We start from the raw sequence: 26,602 nt of genomic DNA, 5'->3' as shown, positions 1-26,602 counted from the left end.
TCTTCTATTGAATTATTAATAACCGGAACATGAAACGAAATCAAAACAATGCTATAAAATATATAGGATACTTTTGGGTTATTTGTTTCTTATTTTCTGCCTGCAAAAGCAAAAACTATTTTGTATATTATAACAGAGTCAATGAGATTGACAGTTTATACAGAATAGCTAAGCAGCCGGAAAAAGCAGCAGATCTATACCATAAACTCATCAGAAAATACCGTCCACTTAACCAAGAGCGTATTGAAGAATTTGAAACTTACATAAGAAGCTCAGACAGGTATCAGAAAAATTTCGGGGGGAAGAAAAGCCTATATAAACTTATTTCTTTGGTTGCTCCGTATTGGAAATATAAAAAACAAGATCCAAAATTCTTAATGCTATTTAAGAAATACGGAATCGACAGCTTAGAAATGGAGCGTGAAGTTACAAAATGGACAAAAAAACGGGATAGAAAGCTTATCGATTCTTTTACTTTAATAGCCAAACGAGACCAGTATCATGGTCGCAAAAACAGTTCTGAAGTATTTAAAAATGATAAGAAAAACGCAGAACTTCTGATATGGACGCTTGAAAATTATGGTTTTCCCAGTATAGCAAAAGTAGGGCTATGGAATGGAGATGTTTTTATGCCAATAGGACCCTTACTGCTTCATATGGGAGATTATGATGAGTATTTCCCTTATTTCAAAACTAAAATATTAGCATATGTAAAAACGGGTGAATGCCCTCCCAGAGACTATGCAGCAATGGTGGACAGGAATAATATGCATAACAATCTGCCTCCTACTTATGGGGTATACCAAGGTTATAAAAATATAAAAGACTCGGTAAAGGTGAATCAGAATCGGAAAAGCATAGGACTTCCAAGTTTACAATACCGAAATAAATTAGCTAAAGATTTATCCGACAGTTTAAAAATCAAATGATATTAATTTTTTCAGATAATAACGACAGAACAACAATAGAAGTAATTCGTTGGCTAGTTTCGATGAACAAAAGGTTTATTCTTGTACAGGAAGATGTTTTTTTTGAGATTGAAATTTTTAAAAAACGATTTTTCTTAAAAAGTCAAAACATTAGTTTTTTCATTGATGAAATACAAAGTGTATGGTACAGAAGAGGCGGATTACAGTTTAAACGACTGCGTTACTCTAATAAATCTGTCAATATTCATATGAATGAAACACAACACTGGTTAGAGGATTATGTATTGAAAACTTTAGAATCTAAAAAGCATATCAACAAACAGAGCAATGTTCACGTAAACAAGCTTTTGATCCTGGAATATGCACAAAAATCAGGTTTTGATGTTCCTCAATATTTCCTTGCTGAAAATACTGATGAAGTTGTAATAAATGAAATGATTACCAAATCAATCACCGGCAACGTAATATTGGACGATGTGCATGAAAATCTGGACGGCATACTCTACACAACTGTAGTAAGTAAAAAGGAAAAAGAAAACTTCTTTATTTCTTTTTTTCAGGAAAGAATAGAAAAAGACTTTGAAATAAGGACATTTTACTTCAATGGAGAATGTTTTTCGATGGCTATTTTTTCACAAAATGACGAACAAACTAAAACTGACTTCAGAAAATATAACAATGAAAAGCCCAACAGAAATATACGATACACCCTTCCTGCTGATATTGAAAGTAAAATTCAGCAGTTCATGCAGCGTATAGATTTAAATTGTGGTTCATTGGATTTTATCAAAAGCGGAGATCAATATTATTTTTTAGAAGTTAATCCTGTAGGACAGTTTGCAAATGTATCCTATCATTGTAATTATCCACTATTTAAAAAAATCGCTGATTATCTATGAAAGAAAAAATTGAAGAAAAACATAAGCTACCCCTGATATTTAATCATATTGATTTTTTTGAAAATAAGAGCTTTAAAAAAATAGGATCCAATGCACTCTACATCCTAAAAAGTGAAAAATACCAAACCGGTTTCTACGTTAGAGAGCGACCTGTAAAATCATTGATTAGATTATTATGACTTATTTTAATTTATTTTCAAACATATTGGTTACAAAAGGATTTGGAAGAATTTTAATTTCTGATTTACAAAGAAATGTTTCAGAGCTTTATCCGCTAGAATTGTACGAAATGATAGAAGATCTAAAAAAATATTCTATTGAAGATACAATGAAAATGTATGATGAAGAATCAAAAAAAGCTATCGAGGGTTATCTCAATATTTTGCAGGAAAAGGAATTTGGCTTTATTACAAAAAACAAATGGGACAACAATTTTCCTTCTTTGTCTTATGAATATTATGAAGCCAGCAGAATAACCGAATTGTTTGTAGAAAACCCGTCTATCAGTCTTTTAAAAAAATTAAGAGCTTCAGTAGAAGATCTGAGAATTAAGCATTTAATTATATACAGTTCCAAAATATTAACAAAAGAGGATTTTATTGACATTGATGAAGTTTTCAGAGATTCAGTATTATCAGGGATAGAAATATTTTCACCTTTTCATGACGAGGTAGATCAGATATTTGTAGAAATTCTTAATGAGAATACGAAAAGGATCTATAACATTATTTTTTTCGACTGCCCACATATTCCGTTTACCAATAAAGATGAATATCGGTTTACATTACAATTTATAGAAGAGCATTTAAAAATATCAGCCTGTGGAAAAGTAGATCTGAAATATTTCAATACAAATCTGCCAAAAGTACAGGAAGCCATTAGTCATAATTCGTGCCTGCATAAAAAGATGGGAATTGATGGTCATGGAAATATCAAAAACTGTCCTTTGATGTCTGAAAGTTATGGAAACATTCATCAGGGAAGTCTTGAAAAAGCATTACAGCAGCCTGGTTTCAAAAAATACTGGAATATCACTAAAGATAATATAGAAGGTTGTAAGGATTGTGAATTCAGGTATATCTGTACAGACTGCAGGGCATACACGGAACGCTCTCACTATGATAACAGCGGACTGGATGTATCAAAGCCATTAAAATGCGGCTATAATCCATACACCAACGAGTGGGAAGACTGGAGTAAAAATTATTTAAAACAAACGGCTATTACGTTTTATAACTTCTAACGATATTTTTTCTTACATTGGTCTTGCTAGTATCATATAATGAAAAACATTCGAATCACAAATACAAAAATTTTTGCTTGTACGGCTATCTTTGCCTTGATCTTATTATCCTGTAGAAGCAAGAAATTAAACTACATAGATTACTATCATCAGGTATATAATATTGACAGTACTTTCAGGCTTAAAAAAGATACTTTAACGACTATCGCACAATACAAAAAGTTATTCAAAAAATATCCTCCTAAAAATCAGGATCGCATTGATGAATTTGAAAACTATATTCTATTTTCTGATAAGTTCCATAAGAATTTTGGCGGAAAAAAAAGTCTCTATAAATTAATTCCATTGATAGCGCCTTACTGGAAGTATAAAAAAGAGGATTCCGGTTTTATCGGATTGTATCAGAAATACGGTATTAGCAGACAGTACATGGAAGGACAAATTTCCCAGTGGAAAAAAAATCTTAATCAGAAACTTATAGATTCTTTTACGGTGGCATTCAAACGTGATCAGGATAGCCGAATCAATTCAAAGGATATTATTAAAAATGACAAAAAAAATGCTGAGCTTCTGAAATGGATGTTTGAGAATTACGGATTTCCAAGCTTACAGAAAATTGGTTTATGGAATAATGATTTTTTCATACCATCAGGACCTGTATTGCTTCACATGGCAGATTATGAAGAGTATCATCAGTATTTCAAAACAAAAGTATTGGAATATGTAAAGTCCGGTGACTGTCCTCCTCGGGATTATGCTGCTATGATGGACCGCTATTATCTGCATGTGATCAAAAAAGAGGTTCCTTATGGAGTCTATATAGGCTATGAAAATATAAAAGATTCTGCCAGCATAAACCGTAATCGTAAAAGTATAGGTCTTCCAAGTATGCAGCATGCACAGAAAATCACTAAAGATTTTTTAATGAAGCAAAAAAAGAAAGATAAATCCAAATAGTATTTCGATAGGAGCTTTTCTTCTACTGATTTCTTACAGATAGATGAGGACAGGAAAATTACTTTTGTTAAAACACTCTTTTAAAGCCACAGAAGACATTCAAAAGAAGCAGAAAAACTCATTTCTATCTATTCCTCTACTTAAATAAAGAAAAGCTTTTAAATCATGTTTAAAAGCTTTTTGTATTATAAAATAAATTCTTCGTTCTATTTAAAAAACTTCCATTTCGGAATAATGGCAAGCATTCCAAAGCCTGTGAAAAGGAAAAGGTTGGTAACATCCGTATACAGGAAAGTAGAAAGATAATAATTATGCATAAAAAAATGCAGCACCAATAGCGCCGGGAACATAATGATTCCTACTTTTCTGTAGAAGAACATCAGGATCAAACCTATCATCATCAGCGCATCAATTGAAAAGATAACGTAGAAATACCATCTTGGGATATCAAGATATTCGTGCTGAAGGTATTCATCAACATCAATTCCCAAGCCCATTACGGTAAACAACATTAAGGCTGCAAATGCCAACACAAATCCCCATCCTTTCTTAGGATCTTCGTCAAAATAGCTGTATTCTTCCATAGGTACAAAAATAAAGAACTTATGAGAGATTTCATAAGTTCTTTTATAGTTATTCGTTTAAAAATTTGAATTAAATAGAGATAGCGTTGATCAGTCTATTTTTGTCACTTAAGTATTCTTCCATAGAAATCATACTTTCAGTTCTCATTACATCCTGAATGTCATCGATCTGATAAATAATTCTTTTTGCGTCATCAGTGTTTTTCGCTCTTACTTTACAGAAAATATTATATTTTCCGGAAATAACACTAGCTTCGATTACGTTAGGAATAGTTGACAATTCTTTCAATACTTCCTGAGTACGGTTTGATTTTGTCAATAGGATTCCGATGAAAGCTGTAAAGTGATAGTCCAGCTTACCATAATCGATGTTAAGAGATGATCCCAAAATAATACCTGCATCTTCCATCTTTTTCACTCTTACGTGAATTGTTCCAGCAGAAACATCCATCTGCTTAGCAATCTCTGTAAAAGGCATTCTTGTGTTTTCTACTAAGAAATCAAGAATCTTCTTGTCTATTTCGTCCAGTTGATAGTTCATATTAGTTAAATTACAATTTCTTTAAAAAATCTATGTATTTTTTGCAAATTTACGAAAAATAATTTAACTAAAAAATATATATCAAATATTAACAATAATTAACACGGATGATAAAAATCATTAAAATATTCAAATTATTTACCGTTTGATTTTATAGAATCTGTTTTTATTTCAGTCTTGGCGTCAACAGGTTTTTTGTCTTTTTTCTTCTTTTTAAACAAAGAATTGAAGCTTTTGCTCCACATCACCCCTACTCCATAGGCTTGATTTGCAGAACCGTTAGTACTTACCATACCAATATTGGTAGGTTTAGAATACCCACGAACTAATAAAGTACCGTCATTCTTTTTAGAAAGATCATATTCAATAGATCCTTCTCCAGACAAGTAATTGTTTTGGGCACCACTATTATTGGCATCAGTTTTTGACAATGGAATTCCCAATCCTGTTTTAATATTTACTCTAGGTGATACTGCCACACTGAAACCTGCATTCGCTCTATCACCTATGTTTGCATTCTGATCACCTTTTACGTAATTAAGATCAATCTGGAATTCATTACTCATCGTATTCAACACGGAACCTAGTTGCTTAAGAAGCATGTTATATCCGGAAGATTCTGCAACATTTCCTACGTTAACATCTACTCCACCCGTGTTTGATACATTGAATGTACTTAACAAAAGGACAGAACCGAACTGAAGTACTTTTTCTCCTTCCTGACTCATTTTTGCAGCCAGTGTTTCTCTTACCTGACTGGATACATCCAAAGCTGTTACATTAAGTTCTACTTTCGGATCTGTAAGAGATTGGGTAATATTCGCCTGCAGCAAAATACTGATAGGCTGTAATTTCCCCATACTCAGATATTCCCCGGCATTGGAAACCATTCTTACATAGTTTGCGGTAATATCCAGCGCTGGCTTCATCGCGTCACCATCCCATCTTATGCTACTGTTTCTTTCAATCTGGAAAGTCTTATTAAGAATTGCCTTAGAAACAAAAGTCCCGTTATCTACTTTATATGTACCGCTCATGGCAATATTTCCCTGTCTGTTCATTTGGAACTTCAGCGGATCTGCGACTCCCTGTACAGTAATATTTCCTACATCATCGCCTACAAGTACGTTTACGGTTGTTCCCTTATCCACAGCCAAATTGAAATCAATATTCATATTAGCTCCGGTTTTTTTCTTTTCATCCAGCGTTACCAATCCGTCTTTACCTTCTTTAAGGAATCTCAGCATCTTAAATTCTTCAACGTTTGATGTAGAACTCGAGTTAAATGTAAAGGTACTTCCGTTAAGCGCCTTCATATTCGGTGTTGTAATACTTAATCCTGAAACCGGTCCGTCCACATAAAGATCTCCTTGTCCGTAAACTCTTCCCCAGAAAAGGTCAAAATCTTTTTGGGAGGTATTTAGCATGAGTAAATTATCTGCTCTCATTACGAGCGATACTCCCATAGAAGAAAGGGTTTCAAATTGAATCGCCCCGGAAATATTCCCTTTTGAATTGGATCTTCCGTCGTGTACTTCAATATTATTCAGGATGGCAAGCCCTTTTGTAAGCTGAATTACGGTATCATCGAATGAATAGTCTACTCCTGTAAATAAAAGTTTTAATCCAAAATCTTTTAAAGCAATATCACCACTATAATCAAGATTATTTAATTTCCCGTTGATTTTAAGATCTCCTGTTGCTTTTCCTCTTAGATTTCCAAAAACCGTATGAACAAACTGCTGTGTGAAAGATAAATCAAAATCGCGCATTTCAGCGGTCAGATCAATGACAGGTGAGGATGTATTATTATTTACCGTTCCTGTCAGATTCAGGCTGTTATTTCCTAAAACACCTGCAGAATGTACTTTTACATCAATATCATACACATTCAGGGAGAATCCATTGGTAGCTGAAATGGAAATATCTCCCATATCATTACCATTCATCTTGATATCATCTACAGTAAGATCCACAAGCGGTTGCAAAGTACTTTTATCCATTTTGATCTTTACACTTCCATTGGCTAGACCCTGAATATTCATACCGTTTCCTCCTGATTGCATTTCCAATAGTTTTTCAATCGCAAAATCATTGATATCAGCATCTACATAAAAGTCTTTTGCAGATTTGAATTGAGCTTCCTTAATAAATAAAGCACTTTTATCCGAATAAACCCTAAGATTCCTAATATCAAAATCTCCGGTATTTTTTCTGTAAGTAATGGAATGATTAAGTTCGGGGCTGGTATCTATTGCCCATGTAACCTCATTGAATTTAACTTCGGTAGGTTCAAACCTAAAGACATAATCCCCTGCTGCATCCGTAGACTGATCTACATTAATAGCATATTCTTTGAGCTTTTCATTGATTTCATCATCAGGACTTCCGTGTTTGAATACAGTCGCAAGATGAAGAGTATTTCCGTTTTCGTTATTTCCTTTAAGCTCGAAATCTTTGATAATATTTTTATTGTACTCTAATCTGTTGATTCTTGCATAGATCTGCTGATCAAGGTTAGCCGTGTTTATCCTTACCTTCACACTGTCTACCATCGCGCTGTCCTTACTAAGGTTTTTTCTTTCATTCACCTTATAATCAGGATTAGAATCTGCCAAAGCCTTATCAGCATCTGTAATCTCCTGTTCTTTGGTCATAAGGTATTTCAATGCTGCTGCATCCAGATTGAGTACCAGATTATTGGAATTACCATCATATTCACCTTCTACCAAAGCACCGTTAGGAAGTTTAAGATCCGGTAAGAAATAATTAACCAATCCTTGCTGAACATCAAATTTCATGGCAAAATTCTGTCCTCTGTACAGCTTTCTGGGTGGTGGTCCTACAAGAATTTTCCCAATTCCGTTTTCTACCATTCCGGCGAGGTCCGCAAGGCTATATCTTCCTGATATTTTACCTGTTGCTGCACCTGGCGCATCTACATCTATTACACGTCCTCCTCCGTCTACAAAAGTTTTTAATTTAGCATTCGGAATATTATATTTTTGTGTTGCGGTAGCAAAGTTCAGATTATTGGCATTAACATCCAATGTAAGATCATTAATGGATGACATTGCCATTTTCCCTTCCACCTGTCCGCTTACAATCTGATTTCCCGGTTTATTGGTGAAATAATTCATGTTCAGATAGCTTACATCTGCATTTACATCCATTGCTATTCTTGAGGTACTGAAATCGATCAGTCCTTTAATTGTAGCTTTTGCCTGTTCATCATTTACCGTGATAAGCCCGTTATATTTTTTATGATCCAGCAATCCGTCCAGATAAAGATTATTGATCTCCTTATCCATAATTTCAATGCTGGCGATCTGAGATTTTGTGGTAAGACGCATGGTATTCACGTCAAAGCTCTGACCGTTAAGATCAAATTTACCGGAGATCAGTCCTACGGCTTTATTTTTAGTAATGACAGAGGTATTCAGGTCTTTTACTTCAAGATACCCTGAATATTTTGGCATGGCAGTACTGTAGCCTGTTAAGGAAAGTTTTGAAATTTTCGCCTGCCCTATTCCCGTTATCAGATTTCCGTTATCCACGTATACCTGCTGTGGATTTACCTTTGCTGTTCCGTTATACTTCAGCTTTCCAAAATCATCTGCAAAGTTTTTCATCTTTTTAGAGATAAAGGAAGGCATCATTGCTTTTAAATCCTTATAAGTAAAGTCTGTGGAAAGATTTTTAGTCTCGATAGAGAAATTCCCTTTCAGAATATTATCTACCTTCATTGTTTTGGTAGCAATATTTACATCAGGATTTCGGATGAGAAAGTTTTCCAAATGAAATTTATTCAAAGGACCCGTCATTGTTCCTGAAAGGTTGAATGGCTTAATATTGTCCCAGTTCGTTACAAAATAACTGATATCATAACCACTTATCTGGCTTCCCTGCTGGATATTCATATCCCAACGTACCTTATCTGCAAAATCAGCCCATGAGCCATCGTTGAGATTAAATTTTATATCTCCCTGAAGTAAAGTATGATCTGTATTTAAAGTAAGGTCTTTTAATGATAGAAACTGCTTGGTTAAAGACAGCTCAGTGGAAAATGTGTCAACGATATGAGATTTCCCCCATCTTGTCGTCACAAAAGACATATTATTAATTAAAGCCGAAATATTGGGTCCGTTAACCTTTACATTGGGTGCTTTTAAATTAAAGTTGGTTGCGGTAAGCCATTTTCCTTGCTCACCGGGAGAGTTTTCATTAACAATAGAAACTTTAGAATCCAGAATCTGCACTCTTGAATTCAACTGAAAAGGAGGTTTCTTCGGATCTCTTTTTTTACCGTCATCAAAGAGTTCTGTGAAACGTACAAAATTGGAAATACTATCTCCTTTATAAGTAATAACTTTTACATCTGCATTGACAAGGGTAAGGGAGTTGAAGCTTAAAGAATTACTTTTCCCAGAAATAGCATTCACTGCAAGGGAAATCCAGTCTGAATCTGCACGAAATTCCCGTGCCTGAATAAAGTCTAATCCTTTATAATCTTTTACTTTTAATCCTTTTATGGTAACATCTCCGAAATAGTTTACATCTACACTTTCAGTGGAAAATCCAGATTTAAAATCATTATTTACAAGCTTTAAAGCCTGATCCGCTGCCCATTGTTTGGTTACCGGAAGATTGATTGTTATAAGAACTCCTGCAACAAGAAAAAGACCTAGCCAGAATAGAATAAGAAGAAGCTTTGCCCACCAGGTATAGCTGGTAACATCTTTTATTGCCTGTTTTCCGAATTCTCCAGCTGTTTCTACAGGATGATTAATAGCATCCGAAGCGAGCTCAGATGCTTCTTTCACTGTTTCCCGTACCTTTCCCTCTACATTCTCCACAGTTTTCTGTACCTGATCCCCTAGGTTTTCAGCTACTGATTTTTTATTCTCATTCTCGTTATTATTCTCTAACTTTGCCATTATTATGAGCGACTCTATAATTTTAGGTATTGAATCGTCTTGCGACGACACCTCAGCAGCTATCATCAAGGGGAATTCTATTCTTTCAAACATAGCTGCGAACCAGGCTATCCATAAAGAATATGGTGGTGTGGTTCCTGAATTGGCTTCGCGAGCCCATCAACAAAATATAATCCCCGTTGTTGAAAAATCTTTTACCAAAGCAAATATACAACAAAATGCAATTTCTGCTATAGGATTTACACGTGGACCCGGACTCTTGGGATCACTTCTTGTAGGAACATCATTTGCTAAGTCTTTGGCTATGAGCCTTAATGTTCCTTTAATTGAAGTAAATCACCTTCAAGCGCACATTCTTGCCCATTTCATCGAGGATGCAAATCCTGTGCCGCCTACTTTCCCGTTCCTTTGCCTTACGGTAAGCGGAGGACATACCATGATCGTCCTGGTGAAAGACTACTTCGATATGGAAATTATCGGGAAAACAATTGATGATGCAGCCGGAGAAGCTTTTGATAAAATCGGGAAAATTTTTGATCTTGATTATCCTGCAGGACCTATTATCGACAGACTTGCTAAAGAAGGAAATCCGGATGCTTTTAAATTCAATAAACCAAAGTTAGAAAATTACGATTATTCTTTCAGCGGGATTAAAACATCTGTTTTATATTTCATCCAGAAAGAAGTCAGAAAAAATCCTGATTTCATTAAAGAAAACCTCAATGATCTTTGTGCTTCTGTACAAAAAACGATTATTGAAATCCTGATGAATAAGCTTGAAAAAGCGGCAAAGGAACTTAATGTAAAAGAAGTTGCAATTGCTGGTGGAGTTTCTGCCAATTCTGCGCTTAGAAAGGCGATGGAAGACAATAAAGAAAAATTAGGATGGAATATTTACATTCCAAAATTTGAATATACAACGGATAATGCTGCGATGATTGCTATGGTAGCACAACTGAAGTTTGAAAGAGGGGAATTTACCGATCTGAGAACTACAGCAACGGCAAAATACGACTTATGAAAATACTCTTAGAAGAAAAAGTACTGGGAACCCACTCTAAAAAGAACTCCAAATATTACTGGGTTCTGGAAACAGTGACGGGTAAAAATGAAGATTCTGACAATCCTATGGATTATTTTCCGACAAGCTCTGAAACAGGATACATTCAGGATATCAAAGAAGAAATTCTTGAAAAAATAAATGCTGAAAATCTCTTCAGCTTTCCTTATACTCCTAAAGAAGGTGATTATCTGTCTATAAAGAACAACTTAAGAAAACAGGAATATCTGAATCTGATCTTTATTAATAATAAGTGGATAGAGGAAATATACATGTGCAGCTACCGTGAATGTGACACAGATATCTACACAACAATCAAAACAGGAGTTGCATTTTTAACGCAGGATATATGAAATTATTTTACGGTGAAATAGCAGATAATAAAGTTATCATCAATGATGAGGAACAGCAGCATATTGTAAAAGTTCTTCGTATGAAAGATGGTGAAAAAATTCATGTAACGGACGGGCATGGAGCTTTGGCTTCAGGGAAACTGATTATTGAAGGAAAAAAAGCTGGTATTGAGGTTTCAGAAATTAAAAATAACCTTCCAGACTTTAATCCTAAACTTCATATCGCCATTGCCCCGACTAAGAATATTGACCGTATAGAATTTTTCGTGGAGAAAGCAGTGGAAATGGGTATTTCTGAGATCAGTATTATCGTTACGGAAAAAACAGAACGTAAGAATATCAATATTGATAAGATCAGAAAACAGGCTATTGCAGCATCTAAACAGAGTTTAAGATTTCATTTTCCGATTGTTAATGATTCTGTAAAGTTAACTGACTTTTTGAAGACCATCAATCCCGAACATACTTTTGTGGCACATTGTCATGAAAATCTGGATAGAATGGAACTTAAAAATATTCCTCAAATGCAAGAAATTACTTTTTTAATTGGTCCTGAAGGAGATTTTTCTGAAAAGGAAATTGCATTTCTGGCTGACCATAAAATCAAAGCCGTTTCATTAGGAAATCAAAGATTAAGAACTGAAACTGCTGGCGTATTTGTCGCTGCCTGGAATTACTACAACATGATATAATAAATAGTTTTCTTATCTATTTACTACAAAAATAAAGGAGGTTAGTTTACTAGCCTCCTATTTTATTTAAATTAATTATTTCCAGTCAATATTATTTTCTCTTAGATATTTATCAAAAATCTGTTGTCCGCTTCTTATGGAATTTACCGTCCAAAGGATTTTCATTCTTAAAAGCTTTTCTTCATTTAATTTATAATCAATTCCGGATTTCATCAGTTTTTGTTTTAATTCATACATACAAATGGATGCCGCTACAGAAACATTAAAACTCCTTGTAAAACCATACATTGGAATTGCTAATGTCTCATCAGCAAAATCCAGAATTTCCTGAGAAACGCCTTCCATTTCGGTTCCAAAAACCAAAGCAATAGGCTCAGTCACTTCATATTCAGGAAGCATTTTGGCATTCTTTTCTAAAGAAACGGCTACAATTTTATATCCTCTGTCTTTAATGTTCTGAAAGGATTCCATATTTCTGGGAAGTTTCTCAACCTCTACCCAGGTATCAGCTCCTTTTGTAACACGAAGATTCGGTTCAAAACTATATTCCTCCTGCAATGCCACTACTTTATGAAAACCACAAGCCTCTACAGAACGTACAATTGCCGCTGCATTTCTAAACTGATAAACATCTTCTACAACCGGAAGTACAAAATCAGAACTTTCCTGAGAAAAATGTTCAATTTTTGTAAGTCTTTCTTCTGTTAAAAACTGTTTTAAATATTCATAGGTTTGTGCTAAGTCTTTCATCTGCATTCAGTTATTTTTTCAGTAGCCAAAGAGAACGCTTACATTTTTTATATTATTCTGACAAAATTTTGCGGTAAGCGTTTCATTCATTTTCAAATCTTTGCAAATTAACGTAATTTTGGGCTATGATGCCTAATCGGGCATAAATTCTTAATACAATTTGTACATGAAGCGAAAAGTCCTGCTCATCTATACCGGAGGAACCATCGGTATGGAAAAAGATTATGAAACCGGAAGTCTCCGTGCCTTTGATTTTGGAAATATCTTTGAAAAGATGCCTGAAATGAAACTTATGGAATGTGAAGTTTTCGTACATCCATTTGCCAAACCATTAGATTCTTCAGATATGGGACCTACGGAATGGCGGGTGATTGCTAATTATATCTTTGAAAATTATAACGATTACGATGGCTTTTTAATCCTTCACGGTACGGATACCATGTCTTACACCGCTTCAGCATTGAGTTTTATGTTGAAAGGGCTTAGAAAACCTGTGATCATGACCGGTTCTCAGCTTCCTATCGGAGATTTAAGAACGGATGCCAAAGAGAATCTTCTGACAAGTCTTTATTATGCAAGTTTATATGAAAATGATGAGGCAGTAATTCAGGAAGTTGCCATTTATTTTGAATATAAATTATTGAGAGGAAACAGAACTCTGAAGTATTCTGCAGAATATTTTGACGCTTATGCAAGTCCGAACTACCCTATTTTAGGACAATCCGGAGTTCATTTAAATATTATTAAAGAGAATCTTTTCCGTTGTGATCCTTCGGTAGAATTTCATGTTGATGAATACATTTCTGAAGATATTCTTTTCTGGAGAATTTTTCCGGGTATGCATCTGAGTCATTTCAGAGAAATTCCTAAAATGAAGGTTCTTATTTTACAGGTTTTTGGATCGGGGACAATTTTCAGCAGTGAAAAGACTCAGGAAACACTTCAGGAAATCAGAAATAACGGAACGGAGATCGTGGTGGTAAGTCAGTGTATTTCAGGAGGTATTTCATTCGGGAAGTATGAAAACAGTAATATCTTTTCAAGAATAGGAGCTATCAGCGGACGAGATATGACGGCTGAGACAGCTATTACCAAAGCCATGCACCTGATTGATAATCCTAATTATTCAGGAAGTTTTGCGGATAACTTTACCCAGAGCCTTTGCGGAGAGATTACAGCTGAAAAATTGCATTAAAAAATTTGGTATTTAAAGAAAATATCCTATTTTTGCAATCTCAAAAAGAAAGGTGTCCGAGTGGTTGAAGGAGCTACCCTGGAAAGGTAGTATACGGGTAACTGTATCGAGGGTTCGAATCCCTTCCTTTCTGCAAAGAAAAGTCTTAAGTTTTACGCTTGAGACTTTTTTGTTTTCCCCCCTTTATCAAATTGACAATCAGGTGGAAAAGTTGGAGGGCTTAGAATATTTAGATCTGTTTAATTTTAAAATTTAACGCAAAGATTTTATTATCTGGTGTTGTATTTTAGGAAGCAAAGCTTGAATCAATTGTATTGATTCTTTCTAAGCGTACGCGTATCTACATCGCTTCATCAGCGACTTTTGTCGCTTTCTTAGCTCCCTTATCAATAATCAATTCCATCATGTCTTTGCGTTTAAATAAAATTTAAGTATAAAGCTTAGAGGAGTAAAAAGATAATTTGTTTTTTTCTTCAGATTACCTACACTTTTTACTTAGTCCTCAACTTTTGCACCTAATCCTTTATAAGCAGGCGTAAAGGTTGAGGGCTGGAAGCTAAGCAAAAAAATATCTGCATACTTTTTATTGAAGAAACCCATTTTTTAAAATCGCAAAGGAAGATATTCAAATATTTTATTTCAAAATCCTTTTTCCTAAATTAGCACGATTAATATAATGTAATTACGATGTACAAAGTACGAACAGCATTTTCTCTGCTGTTATTTTTAACTGTTTTTCTTCTGCCTCAACTGACAAAAGCAAGTGCATATTGGATGGAAATTCATGGTTCGGGAAAGGTAAAAGAGCAGGTTAAAATTCAGGTTTGCTATGGTTTTATTGATGATCTCAGTGAACGGCACAGAACTACAGGTCCTGAATTTCAAAGGATCAAAGACTTTAGCTTCGTTATTGTCAATGCTGAAGGTGAAAAATCAAAGATTCAATTACAACCTAAAGAAAATCATTGGGAAGGAACTTTTATTCCTGACCAAGAAGGTACTTACCGAATTTTGGGGATTAATGACCAACAACCTGTTTTGGTCCGTTCAAAAGATCCCGAGGATAATGTACGCCCGATAGATTTTATGTGTGGTGCTTATCAGGTAGGAACGGTATTTAATAATAATTCGCCACTTCAGCTTATGGATATTATTCTTCAGGAAAAGAATAGAGTTTACACCGTTTTTCCATATCGCAATATGAAGCCTGTAGAAAAGGGAACTTTGCTTCGAATTTTTAATCCTGAAAACTGGGAAAAAAATATTCCGGTAGATGAAAATCACAAAGCAATTTTTAAAGTAACAATGCCGGGACTTTATGTTATCCGACAGGATTGGCAGGATAAAATTAAGGGAATGTTTCAGGGGACTTCTTATTCTGCCATAAGATACCGTAATAATTACTGTCTTTGGATTAATTAAAAAAAGAAAATATATTAAACAAAAAGCCCTCGATTCGTTGGAATCGAGGGCTTTTTTATGATCAATTATATCATTATTAAAACTTCAGAGAAACACTTCCTAAGAAGCGAGCCGGAGCTTGTGGTGTTAAACGTACCGACCACGCTTTTTCATTGGTAATGTTATCAAATTTCAATCCTACTCTGTATTTTGGCTGGTCATAGAAGATTCCTAAATCAAACATTTTATAAGATGGGATAATCACTTTTGCTGTTTGTGTATTGGTCTGATAGGATGAAGATCCCATATTTCCACCTCCTCCTATTCCAAGACCTTTCAGTTTTCCTTCTGAAATCCTGTAGCTGATCCAGAAATTGAACATATTTGCAGGTCCGGATAATGCGGGTCTTAAGCCATTCACAGAAGGGTTTGCATTGGTAAATTTACTGTCATTATAAGCATAACCAGCTACAATATTCAATCCGTCAAAAGGATTCGCTGTTATTTCTGCTTCAAATCCTTTGCTCAACTGTGTTCCATCCTGTATGGAGTAATTGATATCATCAGGATTAGTTCTTAAAATATTATCTACACGGATGTTATAATAGCTCAATGTTCCTACAAGCCTGTGATTGAAGATATCTCCTTTTACTCCAAATTCCCATTGATTGGCATATTCCGGTTTGAAAGTATTCCCGTTGATATCGGAACCACTTACATTATTAAAGCCATTCATATAATTTCCAAAAAGAGAAACTTTATTTTTAAGAATTTCATAAACAAGACCCAACTTGGGTGAAAGAGCTGTCTGCTCATAAGGACCAGCCTGGGTTCCACTATTGCTTAGCCCTCCTTTTATTTCTCCGGTTACAAGATCACGAACTCCTTTAAACTGGAACCTGTCTACTCTTAAACTTGCCATTACCATCAACTGGTCTGTCACATTAAATACGTTAGAAACATATGCAGCATACGTATTATCACTATTATTTTCCTTTCTCATTGTAGAAGTTGCCGTAAGCGCATCAATAATACTTCTGTTTACTCTGAAATCTGCTGAAGGATGTACAAAATTAAAAACCTTTGTATTGGTATGGTAACGGTCAAAATGATTAGAATTATTATAGTAATCTAATCCTACGACCATTCTGTTTCTGAAACGTCCGATATGAAAATCTCCAATAAAATTCTGTTGGATATTGGTAGCAATAAATGAGGTGGTACCCACCATTACCTGTGCACTTGCCGTAGAATCTGTTTTTCCGTTGATGGCAGAAATATACCCATTGATAGTAGATCTTGCACGGGAAAGAATCGTTTGTGAAGTCCAGTTTTCAGAAACTTTGTAGTTCAGCTGAGCAAAGATATTCATCATCTGTGTTTCATAAGCAAGGTCATCTCCAAGAAAGTTTTTATAATATGGAAACTTCATGTCGGCAATCGACTGAATTTTATTACCTCCTGTATAAGGATTGAAACGAACTACAGACGTTCCTTTTGCCTGGTTGAATTCTACATCCAAAAGAAGCGACATACGATCATTAATCTGATATGAAAAGCTTGGAGCAATCGCCAATGAATTGGTAAAGCCTAAATCCTGAAAACTCTTTTCAAAAGTTCCGGCTGCATTCAAACGGAACAATGCTGTTCTGTCTTTATTTACCGGAGTATTTACATCTACTGTCAGTCTGTTATAGTTCCAACTTCCGCCTACATATCCAATTTCACCTCCAAAACTGTTGTATGGTTTTTTCGTTACACGGTTGTATACACCACCATAACTGCTTGCTACACTTTTCCCAAATAAAGTTGCGGAAGGACCTTTAATGGCTTCGATACGTTCTAAATTCACAGGATCAATCACAGAAAATGCTGCTCCTGCTACTCCATTTCTTGCATTAGGTTCGGTTTCAAAACCTCTTGAGCGGAATGTTACTCTTCCCTGATTGGCAATCATCGGAACTCCTGCACCAGGTACATTTTTAGAAATGCTTCCCAGATCTACTGCTACCTGCTCCTGAAAAAGTTCTTTGGTAACCGTATTATATACTTGTGGGTTCTCGAGATTCTTTAAAGGCAATCTAGCCACAAAACCACTTTCTTTTTTAGAAAATCTATTGGTATTTTTCATGATGACAACTTCCTGGATTGCCTGAATATTTTCTTTCGTCAACTGATAATCCAATGTTGCTGTTTCTCCTGTTTTTACTTCAATGGGAATACGGATTTCCTTAGAACCTAAGATTTGTAATTTTACAGTATAATTTCCAGCGTTTACCTGATCAAAATGGTAATTTCCTTCATCATCTGTAAGGGTTTGCCGGTTAGTTTCCAATAGAGAAACAGATATTGCTCTCAATGGTTGCCCATCTACCATACTCACTTTACCGATTATTCCGGTTTTTATATCCTGAGCATAGATTTGGTTTATACTGATGAGAGAAAAGAAGAAGATTAGAAATGGTTTAGACCATTGAATTATTTTACGTGTTACAGTGTCTTCCTGAACTGCTTGTTTGAAATGAATTTCAGGCTTCACGGGAAGCACACTTTCACTTGATTGTATCATTTTTTTCAGCCTTATTTAAAATAATTATAAATAAAGGTGCAAAATAAAGGATAAACAAATTTTCTCACAACATTAATTTGAATTATTCTAAATAAAATCCAGAATCTTATTTCTTTATACTTGATAAAAGATGAAATAATTTCTAGCTTATATCAAAATTCTATTCTAAAATAATCCTATCTATCAGCCCATTTCCGATTATATCATGTAGATGAATATCGCTTTTATAAACAGTTGAAAATTGGATTTTTGAGTTTTCCACAAATTACTAACAAGTTATCCACAATTAAAAATATACATATCATCTGTGCTTAGTCTTCTTTTATTAAATTAGCAAAACAGTTTAAAAAACCGACCATGGAAAATCAGGTTAAGATTTTGAGAGAGAAAATGAATATGACCCAAAATGAACTTGCAGAAAAGTCTGGGCTGTCTCTTCGAACTGTTCAGCGGGTTGAAGCAGGTAATATCTTAAAAGGTTTTACTTTAAAAGCGCTTGCCCAGGCTTTGGAAATCTCACCGGAAAAGCTGATTATCAGTTCAAAAGATCAAATAGATATTCAAAGAGCAAAAATCATTAATCTTTCTGCATTAACCGGGCTTGTTATTCCTTTCGGAGGTGTCATTGTTCCTGCAATACTAACATATCATACAAAGGATTTACGAAATAAAGAGCTTGGAAAAGGTATTCTCTGTATTCAGATTATCATATCACTTATTTTTTCTGTTTTAATGATCATCAGCCCGTTCATTCAAAAGTTTTTATCATTTAAATTTCCGCTTTTTCTTGCTTTTTTGATCCTGTTTTTAATTTTAAAATTATTCGTTATCATCAAAAATGGAATCAGTCTGAAGCAAAACCAGATTTTAAGTATAAAACTGAAAACCAATTTCTTATAACTAAAGTCACAGAATTGTCGTAAAACTGTCATATCTTTTTTATGCAAAATCAGCATTGGATTTCCGAATCTTGTGCAAAAAATCAGCATGAAAACCATCAAAAGAATTTTAGTATCTGTTTTAATTCTAATTATCCTTACCACAATTGGCGGATTTATTTATTTCAATCAAAAATTTACTCCGGAAAAAAATTATTTAGCATTAGAAAATGCGAGCGGAAGCATTCCTATTCAATGGATTGGTGATAACAAAAATGTGCTGCTTTTGCCTATCCGTTTTTCAGGTGACTCTATTACTTATTATCTTCAATTTGATACCGGAGCTACTTACACAGAATTTTACGGGAATGCTATTCAGAATATAAAAGGCATTAGAATTCATCATGATCGTGCAACAGCTTCATTTTATCTTGGAAAAACAAAAATCAGTTCCAATCGTATACTTATTTCTAATACCGGAAAATCAAGTGACAATAATTCAGTAATTAAAGTGATCGGAACTCTGGGTGCTGATATTCTTGAGGATAGAAAAACATTAATTAATTTAAAAGAGAATTGTGTGGCTTTTAATCTGCCTCAAACTCCTGAAGAATTTAAAAACAAACTTATTGATTTTACGTTTAAAAAGAGAAAGATCATTATTCAGGCTCAACTGGAAGGAAAAGATGAAAAATTTCTTTACGATTCAGGAACAAGTGCTTATGAATTGCTTACTTCTAAAGAAGTTTGGGAAAAGCTGAAGCTTGCAAAATCAAAAACAGTGATTGAAAAAAACCAGTCAAGAGACCATATTTTAACGAGTTATACAACCAAAACCAACCACGTGATCAGTTTTAAAAATGCTAATCTGCCACTTACCGAGGTTACGTATGTGGAAGGTTTTACTACTAGTCAGTATATGCTCATGAAGTTTTCAGGGATGACAGGAATGCTTGGTAATAAGATTTTTTTAAATCATACTATTTATATTGATTGTTCTCAGGGAAAAATCGGGATTGAGTAGAGTTATATTGTTATTCCTAAATCTATCCTAAATCCGGTTATAATTTTGTCATGTTTTTAAACAGTATTAAATGAGTTTGAGAAATTACTCAATGAATAAAACATCTAATTTTGTAATGATAAAATATCTTCTCTGCGTATCGCCGATGTCCTTATCTGATCTTATGATTTCGCAGGTTTTAACAGTAATAAAAAGTTATCCGGCATGTTCAGTATAAAGAAAATTTTTGTAATATCAGGTATATTAGGTTTCATGGGAAATGCATTACAGGCACAGATCAGCCCACCGGGACTTGGAGATGCTAAAACAGCATTCTGGTCGGCATTTGGAGTAAAGCGACAATTGGATTCTCTAGGAAAAAAACAATCGATGAGCTATATTGCCATCGGACGTAAAAGCAGTCCGGATCATGAAAATTTATTTTCAAAGCAGGCAATTTTTGTTTTGAATCATGAGGTTTACAATTCTTTTGCACCTCATCAGCAATACAGCTATGCTATCAGCTACAGAAGACAGCCTCAATATGAAAGTGAAGCGCCGTACGATAAAGAAAATACGGAGCAGGAATTCAGGATTTACGGAAGATATGCCTATACATTTGATCTTGGGAAAAAACTTAAGTTAAAAAATACGGTTCGCCAGGAATTCAGAAAGTTTTTTGACGCTGATTTTCATAAAGTTGAAGAAGACTTTCAGTTACGAACCCGTCTTAAGAGTCAATTAACCTATAATTTATCTCCAAAAAACAATCAGAAACTGGCATTGAGTGCGGAAGCTTTATTTTCGATAAGCCACCTTAATGAGCATGACCAGCACTGGAATTCTTTTGGATATAGAGAGCTACGACTTGCAGCTTATTATATGTTTAATATTCCTTATTCGCCTTTTACAGTAGACATTGGTTATATGAATGATCTGATCAGAGGAAGCAGAAGTATTCATCATGGAGGAGTTCATTACCTTGCGGCAGATCTTGTTTGGAATATTCCTTATAAAAAGAAAGAGACTACTGATCAGGATCATCTTGATTAAACAGAAAATTAAAAATCCCAGCCATTACTGTCTGGGATTTTTGTTGGAAAACATAAGATTTTCCGCAATATAATTAAGTATGAATGTTGGTGTAAAATTTAATTGCATAAAGTCAGAAACTGACGGCTCATCTGTACCTTAAATTTGGCTTCAGCTCTTGAATGTGCATAAATGGTGTGCTCAAATGCCTGAATGGTCTTTAATTTCTGATCAATACATTCTGCTATCTGAACAATGGAGAAAATAAAGTCTCTGTATAATGCCATATTTACTGTTTGTCCATAATAGGGTAAATACGCTTTCAGGAAAGGGATTGTCATTTGATGCCTGTTATAGCTTACACAGTATCCGGCACCTTCTCTGGAAGTCACAATATCATAATCATTGATATAATCCAGGATATTTTTATTGCCGTCCAAAGCTTCTTTGTTTTTCGAGCAAAAACGATTGATCTTATCCAAAATATGCTGAGCGTATTCCATCATGGAAATCGTTTTCCATTCAAAAACGTGGTTCATTCCTTTTTGAGGTGATTTGCCGTTTTCACATCCTGTACAGAAGGAAATGCCGATCTTTTCATGGTAGGGAAAGAAACAGTCTTTGATCTCAATGGTAGCATCTGCCTGTAAACTGTCCTCGGCAAAATTATAATAGAGGTAAGGACTATACATGCCTGCAAGAGTCTTCAGATAATCTGCTTCACTTGTATTATGATACTCTTCGAACCATTTTTCAAGGTTATCGTAATAATGGGTTTCAAAGTCTTTAAAGTTTAAGTAAAATGGCAATTCCATAGCTCTGTAATTTTGATATGACAAAGCTATTGACGTAAAGCGACAAAACTTGACGTGTTTTATTTTTTTGTAAAAAAGATATGAAATGTGAGACGATTAAATTTCAATAGTGAATCTTGCATGGCAAGTGAACAGTGAATTTCCATTGTGTATAAAATTGACAAACGAATCGAACTGACCATTCACTATTGACGTTTCTACTCTCTAAGCACCGAATCACGAGCCTCGGAACTACTTTCATTTATCATAATTTGTCATCATATACTCAAAGTAATGAATCATTTTAAGATAGTTTTCAATACTGATATATTCGTTGGTACTGTGGATGCTTTGCTGTTCGGCGCTATTAATTTTAATAGGCATAAAACGGTATACATTTTTGCTGACGATTTCATACTTTCCGGCATCAGTTCCAGCCATCGTAAGGTATGGGGAAACAATTGCTCCGGGATGAATCTCTTTGACAGCAGCTTCTATCAGTTTAAAAGATTTTGTGTTGGATGGTGATATTGCTGAGGCTTCTCTTGTATTGTCGATCTCTTCTACTTCTACATCAAATCCTTTTGTCGCCTCTGCGATATGTTCCCGAACATCTTTTACTGTATTACCGGGAAGCAGCCTAAAATTGACTACAAATTCTACTTCCGGAGACAATACATTGGTCCCGTCACTACCTTTCATCATGGTAAGTGCTGTGGTGGTTCTTACCAATGCATTGGTTGTGTTGTTTTTTGTGAGTTGTGAAATCAATACGGGTTTTAAAAGCCATTGATTTGCTAATGCCAATCTGGTTGTAAATGGCATTGCACCACCGATATTTGTAAAGAATTCTTTTATTAATGGAGTGATCTCCGGTTTCATCTGATGATCTTCCAGTCTTTGCATGATCACAGCTGCTTTCCCGATTGCACTTTCCATAGGTGGCATTGAAGAGTGACCTCCAAGTCCTTTTACTTTTATTTTTGCGGAAAGGAACCCTTTTTCTGCACATCCTACTACAGCAACATCTGCATCTACTCCGGCAACATTTCCTTTTCTCATGATCAATCCTCCTTCATCATATACGGCATCAAATCTCAATCCTTTTTTCTTAAAATAATCAGCAATCTGAATGGCACCATTCTTCCCTCCTACTTCTTCATCAAATCCAAAGGCAAGATAGATGTCACGTTGTGGAACTTGTTTATTTTTAATCAGATTATTCATGGATTCCATGAGAGAGAAAAGCATTCCTTTCATATCTATCGCTCCTCTTCCGTAAATTCTTCCGTTTGCCACGGCTTCTGAAAAAGGGGCATATTCCCAATCTTCAGCTACTTTTGCAGCGGGCTCTAAAGGTTTATCATCCGGACGGAAAACATTTTGATCATCATTTTTGATATCAGCATCACCGGGAGGAACCACATCCATATGGGAGAGAAATAAAATAGGTTCCAAAGCTGGATTACTTCCTTTGAGCCTGAACACTAATCCATATTTATTGACCTCAACGTTTTCTGTATGTTGATACACCAATGGGTAAGTTTTTTTAAGATATTCTTTAAATTGATCAAACGGCGCATAGTCGAATTCTCCTAAGCTTCCTGTGGAAACGGTAGGGATCTTTATTCCTCCTGAAAGTCTTGAGACCGCCGAGTCATTTTTTACAGGTTTCCATCCTTCACCTGTTCCTGATATATTTTTCTTAAAAGGATAAGTGTATGTTTTAATCAACAATACAGCGACAAGAATAATAAGAATTCCAAGGATTGCTAAAAGGAACTTTTTCATAGAGGGATTTTATGATGGGTTTGGTTCTATAAATATAGTAAAGTATTTGGTTTTTAACAATTTTAGAAGTGAGGTTTTCAGGATATAAACTCTTTTATTTTAATATCCTTTAGCCCATCATGTTGCATGTAATGTTCAATTTTAATGCTTTATTATAGTCTTTATAAGATATTTTATACCTTAATATATCAAAAGAAAATTTTGACATCTCCAGCCTTAATTTTTCCATTTCCAAAGGATGAACCTCAGTATCTTTTTCAAGCATTTCTGCAAAATCTATTAATTTTTGGCATATGTAATAAATTTCACCCTTAAGGAAGACAGGAGTAAATCCAATTAAAAAAAATATCCGGGAAAGAATAATTTTTTTAGCGAATATCCTTTTATTCCGTAATAATACCCTAGTTTATTCACATTTACATCTGCATTTAATATTAAAAATTTCACTACTTCTCTGGGTTTTGCCTGATTGGAATAAAAATTTTTCAATTCTCGGATGCTTGTCCATCCCGCTCTGTGTAATGATAAATCTGCTTGATTTAAATAAGCAAATAAAAATACACACAAATTATATTCTAATTTTACTTTTTTCATAATTTTATTAAAAAGGTCACCACCAACGTTTAACATATTTTGGATTCAGAGTTCTCCGCTCCATCTTCCTAGGTCCGGTAAATACTGTCTCCAACCATAATCAAAGAAGCCGGTTTCCTGTAGCTCTTTACCATGTATTTATAGGAATAAAGTGCACCAAACTTAGAACTGTTAATTCCATTTCCTCCGGTGTGGTTGAGCCCAAAAGGATAATAATTATTTGTATCTATAATTTCAGGAACTCCTGCGCTGTTTTTTGCAAAACTTACTCTACTATTTCCAAGATGGTCTCTGCATTGGTAAATATAGCAGTTTAATATAAAAAAGAGCAGAAACAGTTTCTGCTCTAATTCTGTTGTATTAAGTTATAAAGGTCTAATGTTAATAAGATGCTCAAAGTCGAGAGACTTTGCGCAGCGGGGAATAAGTTTTATTTATTGTCTTACCCACTCTTCCCCTTTCCACATTAATGTATTTTTATCTTTTACATAAATATAACTGTGATAATAGGGTTCAAAATCATAAAAACATTGATTAAAATTAGGAAGGCTAATAGTAAAATAGTTATTTTGATCGATATCTAAATTATAATCTTGTAATATATTATATTTCAATCTATTATGTAAAAATCTCTCACCTTTAGCATTGAATATTAAATTTAAGGTCAACTGATTTTTAACTCCAATCAAAGAGTAATCTTTTTTTGATAATTTTATTTTATTATTAATACTCCTGATTCTTTTAGAAGTATTATAGTTAAATAAGAGATCAAATTCTGGAGTAGCAATATCTTGAAAATCTTTAGGAAGTATTATATCAATGTATACAGTATCCTGAGAAAGTTTTGATTCACGTTTTAAATCGTATTGGAATCCTTCTTGTTTTAAATAGTAATTTTCACTTGTTACATCTATAACATCAGTTAACTTCTTCCACTGTCCTTTAGATGCATATTCACAAAAATCTGTAGCGAGGTGTCCAAAAGAATCGGGGTTATATAAAATATAAAATCCTTTTGAATTTAATTCCAATTTTTGTCCAGAATCTTTGATTTTATAAACACCTGAATAATCATTTGTAGTTTGACTTTGTAAATAACCACAAAAACAGAGTTGTAATAATATTATTATATAATTCTTCATCTTACTTATCTTTAACATCTAATGCTTTATAAACTTGAGTTCCATCACTTGTCTTAATATCCATTAAGTTCTCCTCGTTAATATCATTTACCGATTTTACAGAAACAGGGTAACTATTTGTATCATACGAATATCCTGTTTTATAAGCTTCTACTTCCACATCTCTTCCTTCGCTAAAACTTTTTGCACTTGTTTTTAATTGACCTTTGCTATTAAATTTCATTCCTCCAGCCTCATAGCTTTGACCAACGTGTCTTATTTCGTGCAAATGCAATGAAGTTTCCGTTCCTTCTATATTTATTCTCTCTTTCCCATCTTTTCCTGTTGTCTTAATAACACCGTGGGTTCCATTATCTTGGCTAGGGCCCGTTAAATAAAAGTTTTCTTTAGCATCAGCAATCGTTCGTATATCTTTAAGTGATTTGTTCATATTTCCAATCATTGCCCTATTTTCTGCCATTTGTGCATTAGCTTTGCCTAATTGTTTATCACTTAATTTTCCCTTATCAATCTTTGCTTGAATTTTAGCATTGCTTTTATTTAAGCCAGCAATTCTATTACTAACTTTTTTTGTTAACCTTTTTTCGTCTTTTGGATCTCCCCAAGTCCTTCCATCTGGGTCGATAAATCTCATAGGATTATCTCCAGCATAAACATATGGTGTCCAACTTCTCGTTTTCTCTGCTAGCGGATCCACAACTCCCCATCTAGCGATATCCGACATATAAAATCTCGCTCCATAATCATACATACCTGTCTCCTGAAGTTCCTTTCCGTTGTATTTGTATTGATAAGCATTTTGTGTAGTTACTGTATAGTTATGCAGCAATCCAAAAGGATAATAATTATTGACTTCGACAATTTCTCCGGGTTTCCATCCATCAATGCAATTAGGGGGATCCATAGGGTTCCACGGTCCATCACATTGCTGCCAGTAATATTGCCTTGGTTGGATAATCCCGTCTTTATTAGTATCTGTATAACTCAGTCTTACATTTCCTAAATGATCTGTAAAATTATAAATATACTGTCCTAAAAGCGCATCATAATACCCTTCAGAAGTTGGTATAATTCTCAACTTCATTACAGCTACTTCATTAGGATCTGGTTCAGAAATAATTCCTCCTCCTGATAAGTTTCCTTCCGAAGGTTTTGTAGATTTATACTGAAATCCATCCAAATAATTGGTTTCAATATCTCCAAAGAGCTTCTTTACCTTTATTCCGTCTGCTCTATAGGTGTAATCTGTTACTTTAGC

22 protein-coding genes and 1 tRNA gene are annotated in these 26,602 nt (G+C 34.4%); 13 read left to right on the top strand and 10 right to left on the bottom strand.

The features are described from left to right. Positions 1-29: 29 nt before the first annotated feature. From AC5YGG_RS18890 to AC5YGG_RS18875, 4 genes are all read left to right on the top strand, one after another. Complete coding sequence (locus tag AC5YGG_RS18890) at positions 30-929, top strand: hypothetical protein (protein WP_496145979.1); 900 nt, start codon at positions 30-32, stop codon at positions 927-929. After that, a complete protein-coding gene (gwsG, locus tag AC5YGG_RS18885) occupies positions 926-1,828 on the top strand; it encodes a grasp-with-spasm system ATP-grasp peptide maturase (protein ID WP_496145978.1) in 903 nt (300 codons plus the stop codon). The genes AC5YGG_RS18890 and gwsG overlap by 4 nt, the downstream gene beginning before the upstream one ends. Positions 1,829-2,003: 175 nt before the next feature. After that, entirely contained in the window at positions 2,004-3,071 is a 1,068-nt protein-coding gene (gene gwsS / locus AC5YGG_RS18880; protein WP_496145977.1) for a grasp-with-spasm system SPASM domain peptide maturase, read from the top strand. A 39-nt stretch (positions 3,072-3,110) separates the two neighbouring features. Continuing rightward, entirely contained in the window at positions 3,111-4,028 is a 918-nt protein-coding gene (locus AC5YGG_RS18875) for a hypothetical protein (RefSeq protein ID WP_496145976.1), read from the top strand. Between the two features lie 206 nt (positions 4,029-4,234). Here AC5YGG_RS18875 and AC5YGG_RS18870 read toward each other — a convergent pair whose 3' ends face one another. The 3 genes from AC5YGG_RS18870 to AC5YGG_RS18860 all read right to left on the bottom strand — a co-directional run bounded on the left by AC5YGG_RS18870 (position 4,235) and on the right by AC5YGG_RS18860 (position 10,090). Beyond that, positions 4,235-4,612: a hypothetical protein gene (locus AC5YGG_RS18870; RefSeq protein WP_496145975.1), complete on the bottom strand. Its 378-nt coding sequence runs from the start codon at positions 4,610-4,612 to the stop codon at positions 4,235-4,237. Between the two features lie 70 nt (positions 4,613-4,682). Beyond that, entirely contained in the window at positions 4,683-5,153 is a 471-nt protein-coding gene (locus AC5YGG_RS18865) for an Lrp/AsnC family transcriptional regulator (protein ID WP_034682046.1), read from the bottom strand. Between the two features lie 134 nt (positions 5,154-5,287). After that, on the bottom strand, positions 5,288-10,090 hold the full coding sequence (locus tag AC5YGG_RS18860; RefSeq protein WP_496145974.1) for a translocation/assembly module TamB domain-containing protein: 4,803 nt from the start codon (positions 10,088-10,090) through the stop codon (positions 5,288-5,290). Positions 10,091-10,094: 4 nt separating this feature from the next. Between AC5YGG_RS18860 and tsaD the strand changes: the two genes are divergently transcribed. Genes tsaD through AC5YGG_RS18845 form a run of 3 tightly spaced genes read left to right on the top strand, consistent with a single transcriptional unit; the run spans position 10,095 to position 12,195 of the window. Then, complete coding sequence (tsaD, locus tag AC5YGG_RS18855; RefSeq protein WP_076553629.1) at positions 10,095-11,111, top strand: tRNA (adenosine(37)-N6)-threonylcarbamoyltransferase complex transferase subunit TsaD; 1,017 nt, start codon at positions 10,095-10,097, stop codon at positions 11,109-11,111. Then, entirely contained in the window at positions 11,108-11,503 is a 396-nt protein-coding gene (locus tag AC5YGG_RS18850; RefSeq protein WP_496145973.1) for a hypothetical protein, read from the top strand. Before tsaD ends, AC5YGG_RS18850 begins: the two co-directional genes overlap by 4 nt. Beyond that, positions 11,500-12,195: an RsmE family RNA methyltransferase gene (locus tag AC5YGG_RS18845; protein WP_496145972.1), complete on the top strand. Its 696-nt coding sequence runs from the start codon at positions 11,500-11,502 to the stop codon at positions 12,193-12,195. The genes AC5YGG_RS18850 and AC5YGG_RS18845 overlap by 4 nt, the downstream gene beginning before the upstream one ends. 75 nt (positions 12,196-12,270) lie before the next feature. Here AC5YGG_RS18845 and AC5YGG_RS18840 read toward each other — a convergent pair whose 3' ends face one another. Beyond that, on the bottom strand, positions 12,271-12,951 hold the full coding sequence (locus AC5YGG_RS18840; protein ID WP_496145971.1) for a TrmH family RNA methyltransferase: 681 nt from the start codon (positions 12,949-12,951) through the stop codon (positions 12,271-12,273). 160 nt (positions 12,952-13,111) lie between these two features. Here AC5YGG_RS18840 and AC5YGG_RS18835 point away from each other — a divergent pair, with 160 nt between their 5' ends. The 3 genes from AC5YGG_RS18835 (at position 13,112) to AC5YGG_RS18825 (ending at position 15,562) form a co-directional block, all read left to right on the top strand. Then, positions 13,112-14,140, top strand: a complete 1,029-nt coding sequence (locus tag AC5YGG_RS18835; protein WP_496145970.1) for an asparaginase — start codon at positions 13,112-13,114, stop codon at positions 14,138-14,140. A gap of 46 nt (positions 14,141-14,186) precedes the next feature. Beyond that, positions 14,187-14,273, top strand: a tRNA-Ser gene (locus AC5YGG_RS18830). Positions 14,274-14,827: 554 nt separating this feature from the next. Continuing rightward, positions 14,828-15,562 carry a hypothetical protein gene (locus AC5YGG_RS18825; RefSeq protein ID WP_496145969.1) on the top strand — a complete coding sequence of 245 codons (735 nt, stop codon included), beginning with the start codon at positions 14,828-14,830 and terminating at the stop codon, positions 15,560-15,562. A 76-nt stretch (positions 15,563-15,638) separates the two neighbouring features. Here AC5YGG_RS18825 and AC5YGG_RS18820 read toward each other — a convergent pair whose 3' ends face one another. Further along, positions 15,639-18,110 (bottom strand): TonB-dependent receptor domain-containing protein, encoded by a 2,472-nt coding sequence (locus AC5YGG_RS18820; protein WP_496145968.1) that lies wholly within the window; start codon positions 18,108-18,110, stop codon positions 15,639-15,641. 357 nt (positions 18,111-18,467) lie between these two features. On the opposite strand from AC5YGG_RS18820, the gene AC5YGG_RS18815 reads away from it, so the two are divergent. From AC5YGG_RS18815 to AC5YGG_RS18805, 3 genes are all read left to right on the top strand, one after another. Beyond that, the gene (locus AC5YGG_RS18815) at positions 18,468-19,010 is read left to right on the top strand and encodes a helix-turn-helix domain-containing protein (RefSeq protein ID WP_496145967.1); all 543 of its coding nucleotides are present in this window, start codon (positions 18,468-18,470) and stop codon (positions 19,008-19,010) included. Positions 19,011-19,097: 87 nt separating this feature from the next. Further along, on the top strand, positions 19,098-20,012 hold the full coding sequence (locus AC5YGG_RS18810) for a hypothetical protein (RefSeq protein WP_496145966.1): 915 nt from the start codon (positions 19,098-19,100) through the stop codon (positions 20,010-20,012). A 204-nt stretch (positions 20,013-20,216) separates the two neighbouring features. Beyond that, a complete protein-coding gene (locus AC5YGG_RS18805; RefSeq protein ID WP_496145965.1) occupies positions 20,217-21,044 on the top strand; it encodes a porin family protein in 828 nt (275 codons plus the stop codon). A gap of 98 nt (positions 21,045-21,142) precedes the next feature. Here AC5YGG_RS18805 and AC5YGG_RS18800 read toward each other — a convergent pair whose 3' ends face one another. The 5 genes from AC5YGG_RS18800 to AC5YGG_RS18780 all read right to left on the bottom strand — a co-directional run. Next, entirely contained in the window at positions 21,143-21,838 is a 696-nt protein-coding gene (locus AC5YGG_RS18800; RefSeq protein WP_496145964.1) for a hypothetical protein, read from the bottom strand. A gap of 237 nt (positions 21,839-22,075) precedes the next feature. After that, a complete protein-coding gene (locus tag AC5YGG_RS18795; protein WP_496145963.1) occupies positions 22,076-23,608 on the bottom strand; it encodes a M20/M25/M40 family metallo-hydrolase in 1,533 nt (510 codons plus the stop codon). A 336-nt stretch (positions 23,609-23,944) separates the two neighbouring features. Next, positions 23,945-24,202 carry a hypothetical protein gene (locus tag AC5YGG_RS18790; RefSeq protein ID WP_496145962.1) on the bottom strand — a complete coding sequence of 86 codons (258 nt, stop codon included), beginning with the start codon at positions 24,200-24,202 and terminating at the stop codon, positions 23,945-23,947. Positions 24,203-24,636: 434 nt separating this feature from the next. Further along, positions 24,637-25,344 (bottom strand): hypothetical protein, encoded by a 708-nt coding sequence (locus AC5YGG_RS18785; protein ID WP_496145961.1) that lies wholly within the window; start codon positions 25,342-25,344, stop codon positions 24,637-24,639. 1 nt (position 25,345) lies between these two features. After that, a partial coding sequence (locus AC5YGG_RS18780) for an RHS repeat domain-containing protein (protein ID WP_496145960.1) occupies positions 25,346-26,602 on the bottom strand: 1,257 nt, incomplete at its 5' end.

Source organism: Chryseobacterium sp. CS2K3 (assembly GCF_059515185.1).
Note: the sequence above shows the minus strand (reverse complement) of the source record. Positions and strands in the feature narration are given on the sequence as shown.

Excerpts from the sequence above, each read along its gene's own strand:
- AC5YGG_RS18890 (WP_496145979.1), top strand. The coding sequence starts at position 30 with ATGAAACGAAATCAAAACAATGCTATAAAATATATAGGATACTTTTGG.
- gwsG (WP_496145978.1), top strand. The coding sequence starts at position 926 with ATGATATTAATTTTTTCAGATAATAACGACAGAACAACAATAGAAGTA.
- gwsS (WP_496145977.1), top strand. The coding sequence starts at position 2,004 with ATGACTTATTTTAATTTATTTTCAAACATATTGGTTACAAAAGGATTT.
- AC5YGG_RS18875 (WP_496145976.1), top strand. The coding sequence starts at position 3,111 with ATGAAAAACATTCGAATCACAAATACAAAAATTTTTGCTTGTACGGCT.
- AC5YGG_RS18870 (WP_496145975.1), bottom strand. The coding sequence starts at position 4,612 with ATGGAAGAATACAGCTATTTTGACGAAGATCCTAAGAAAGGATGGGGA.
- AC5YGG_RS18865 (WP_034682046.1), bottom strand. The coding sequence starts at position 5,153 with ATGAACTATCAACTGGACGAAATAGACAAGAAGATTCTTGATTTCTTA.
- AC5YGG_RS18860 (WP_496145974.1), bottom strand. The coding sequence starts at position 10,090 with ATGGCAAAGTTAGAGAATAATAACGAGAATGAGAATAAAAAATCAGTA.
- tsaD (WP_076553629.1), top strand. The coding sequence starts at position 10,095 with ATGAGCGACTCTATAATTTTAGGTATTGAATCGTCTTGCGACGACACC.
- AC5YGG_RS18850 (WP_496145973.1), top strand. The coding sequence starts at position 11,108 with ATGAAAATACTCTTAGAAGAAAAAGTACTGGGAACCCACTCTAAAAAG.
- AC5YGG_RS18845 (WP_496145972.1), top strand. The coding sequence starts at position 11,500 with ATGAAATTATTTTACGGTGAAATAGCAGATAATAAAGTTATCATCAAT.
- AC5YGG_RS18840 (WP_496145971.1), bottom strand. The coding sequence starts at position 12,951 with ATGCAGATGAAAGACTTAGCACAAACCTATGAATATTTAAAACAGTTT.
- AC5YGG_RS18835 (WP_496145970.1), top strand. The coding sequence starts at position 13,112 with ATGAAGCGAAAAGTCCTGCTCATCTATACCGGAGGAACCATCGGTATG.
- AC5YGG_RS18825 (WP_496145969.1), top strand. The coding sequence starts at position 14,828 with ATGTACAAAGTACGAACAGCATTTTCTCTGCTGTTATTTTTAACTGTT.
- AC5YGG_RS18820 (WP_496145968.1), bottom strand. The coding sequence starts at position 18,110 with ATGATACAATCAAGTGAAAGTGTGCTTCCCGTGAAGCCTGAAATTCAT.
- AC5YGG_RS18815 (WP_496145967.1), top strand. The coding sequence starts at position 18,468 with ATGGAAAATCAGGTTAAGATTTTGAGAGAGAAAATGAATATGACCCAA.
- AC5YGG_RS18810 (WP_496145966.1), top strand. The coding sequence starts at position 19,098 with ATGAAAACCATCAAAAGAATTTTAGTATCTGTTTTAATTCTAATTATC.
- AC5YGG_RS18805 (WP_496145965.1), top strand. The coding sequence starts at position 20,217 with ATGTTCAGTATAAAGAAAATTTTTGTAATATCAGGTATATTAGGTTTC.
- AC5YGG_RS18800 (WP_496145964.1), bottom strand. The coding sequence starts at position 21,838 with ATGGAATTGCCATTTTACTTAAACTTTAAAGACTTTGAAACCCATTAT.
- AC5YGG_RS18795 (WP_496145963.1), bottom strand. The coding sequence starts at position 23,608 with ATGAAAAAGTTCCTTTTAGCAATCCTTGGAATTCTTATTATTCTTGTC.
- AC5YGG_RS18790 (WP_496145962.1), bottom strand. The coding sequence starts at position 24,202 with ATGAAAAAAGTAAAATTAGAATATAATTTGTGTGTATTTTTATTTGCT.
- AC5YGG_RS18785 (WP_496145961.1), bottom strand. The coding sequence starts at position 25,344 with ATGAAGAATTATATAATAATATTATTACAACTCTGTTTTTGTGGTTAT.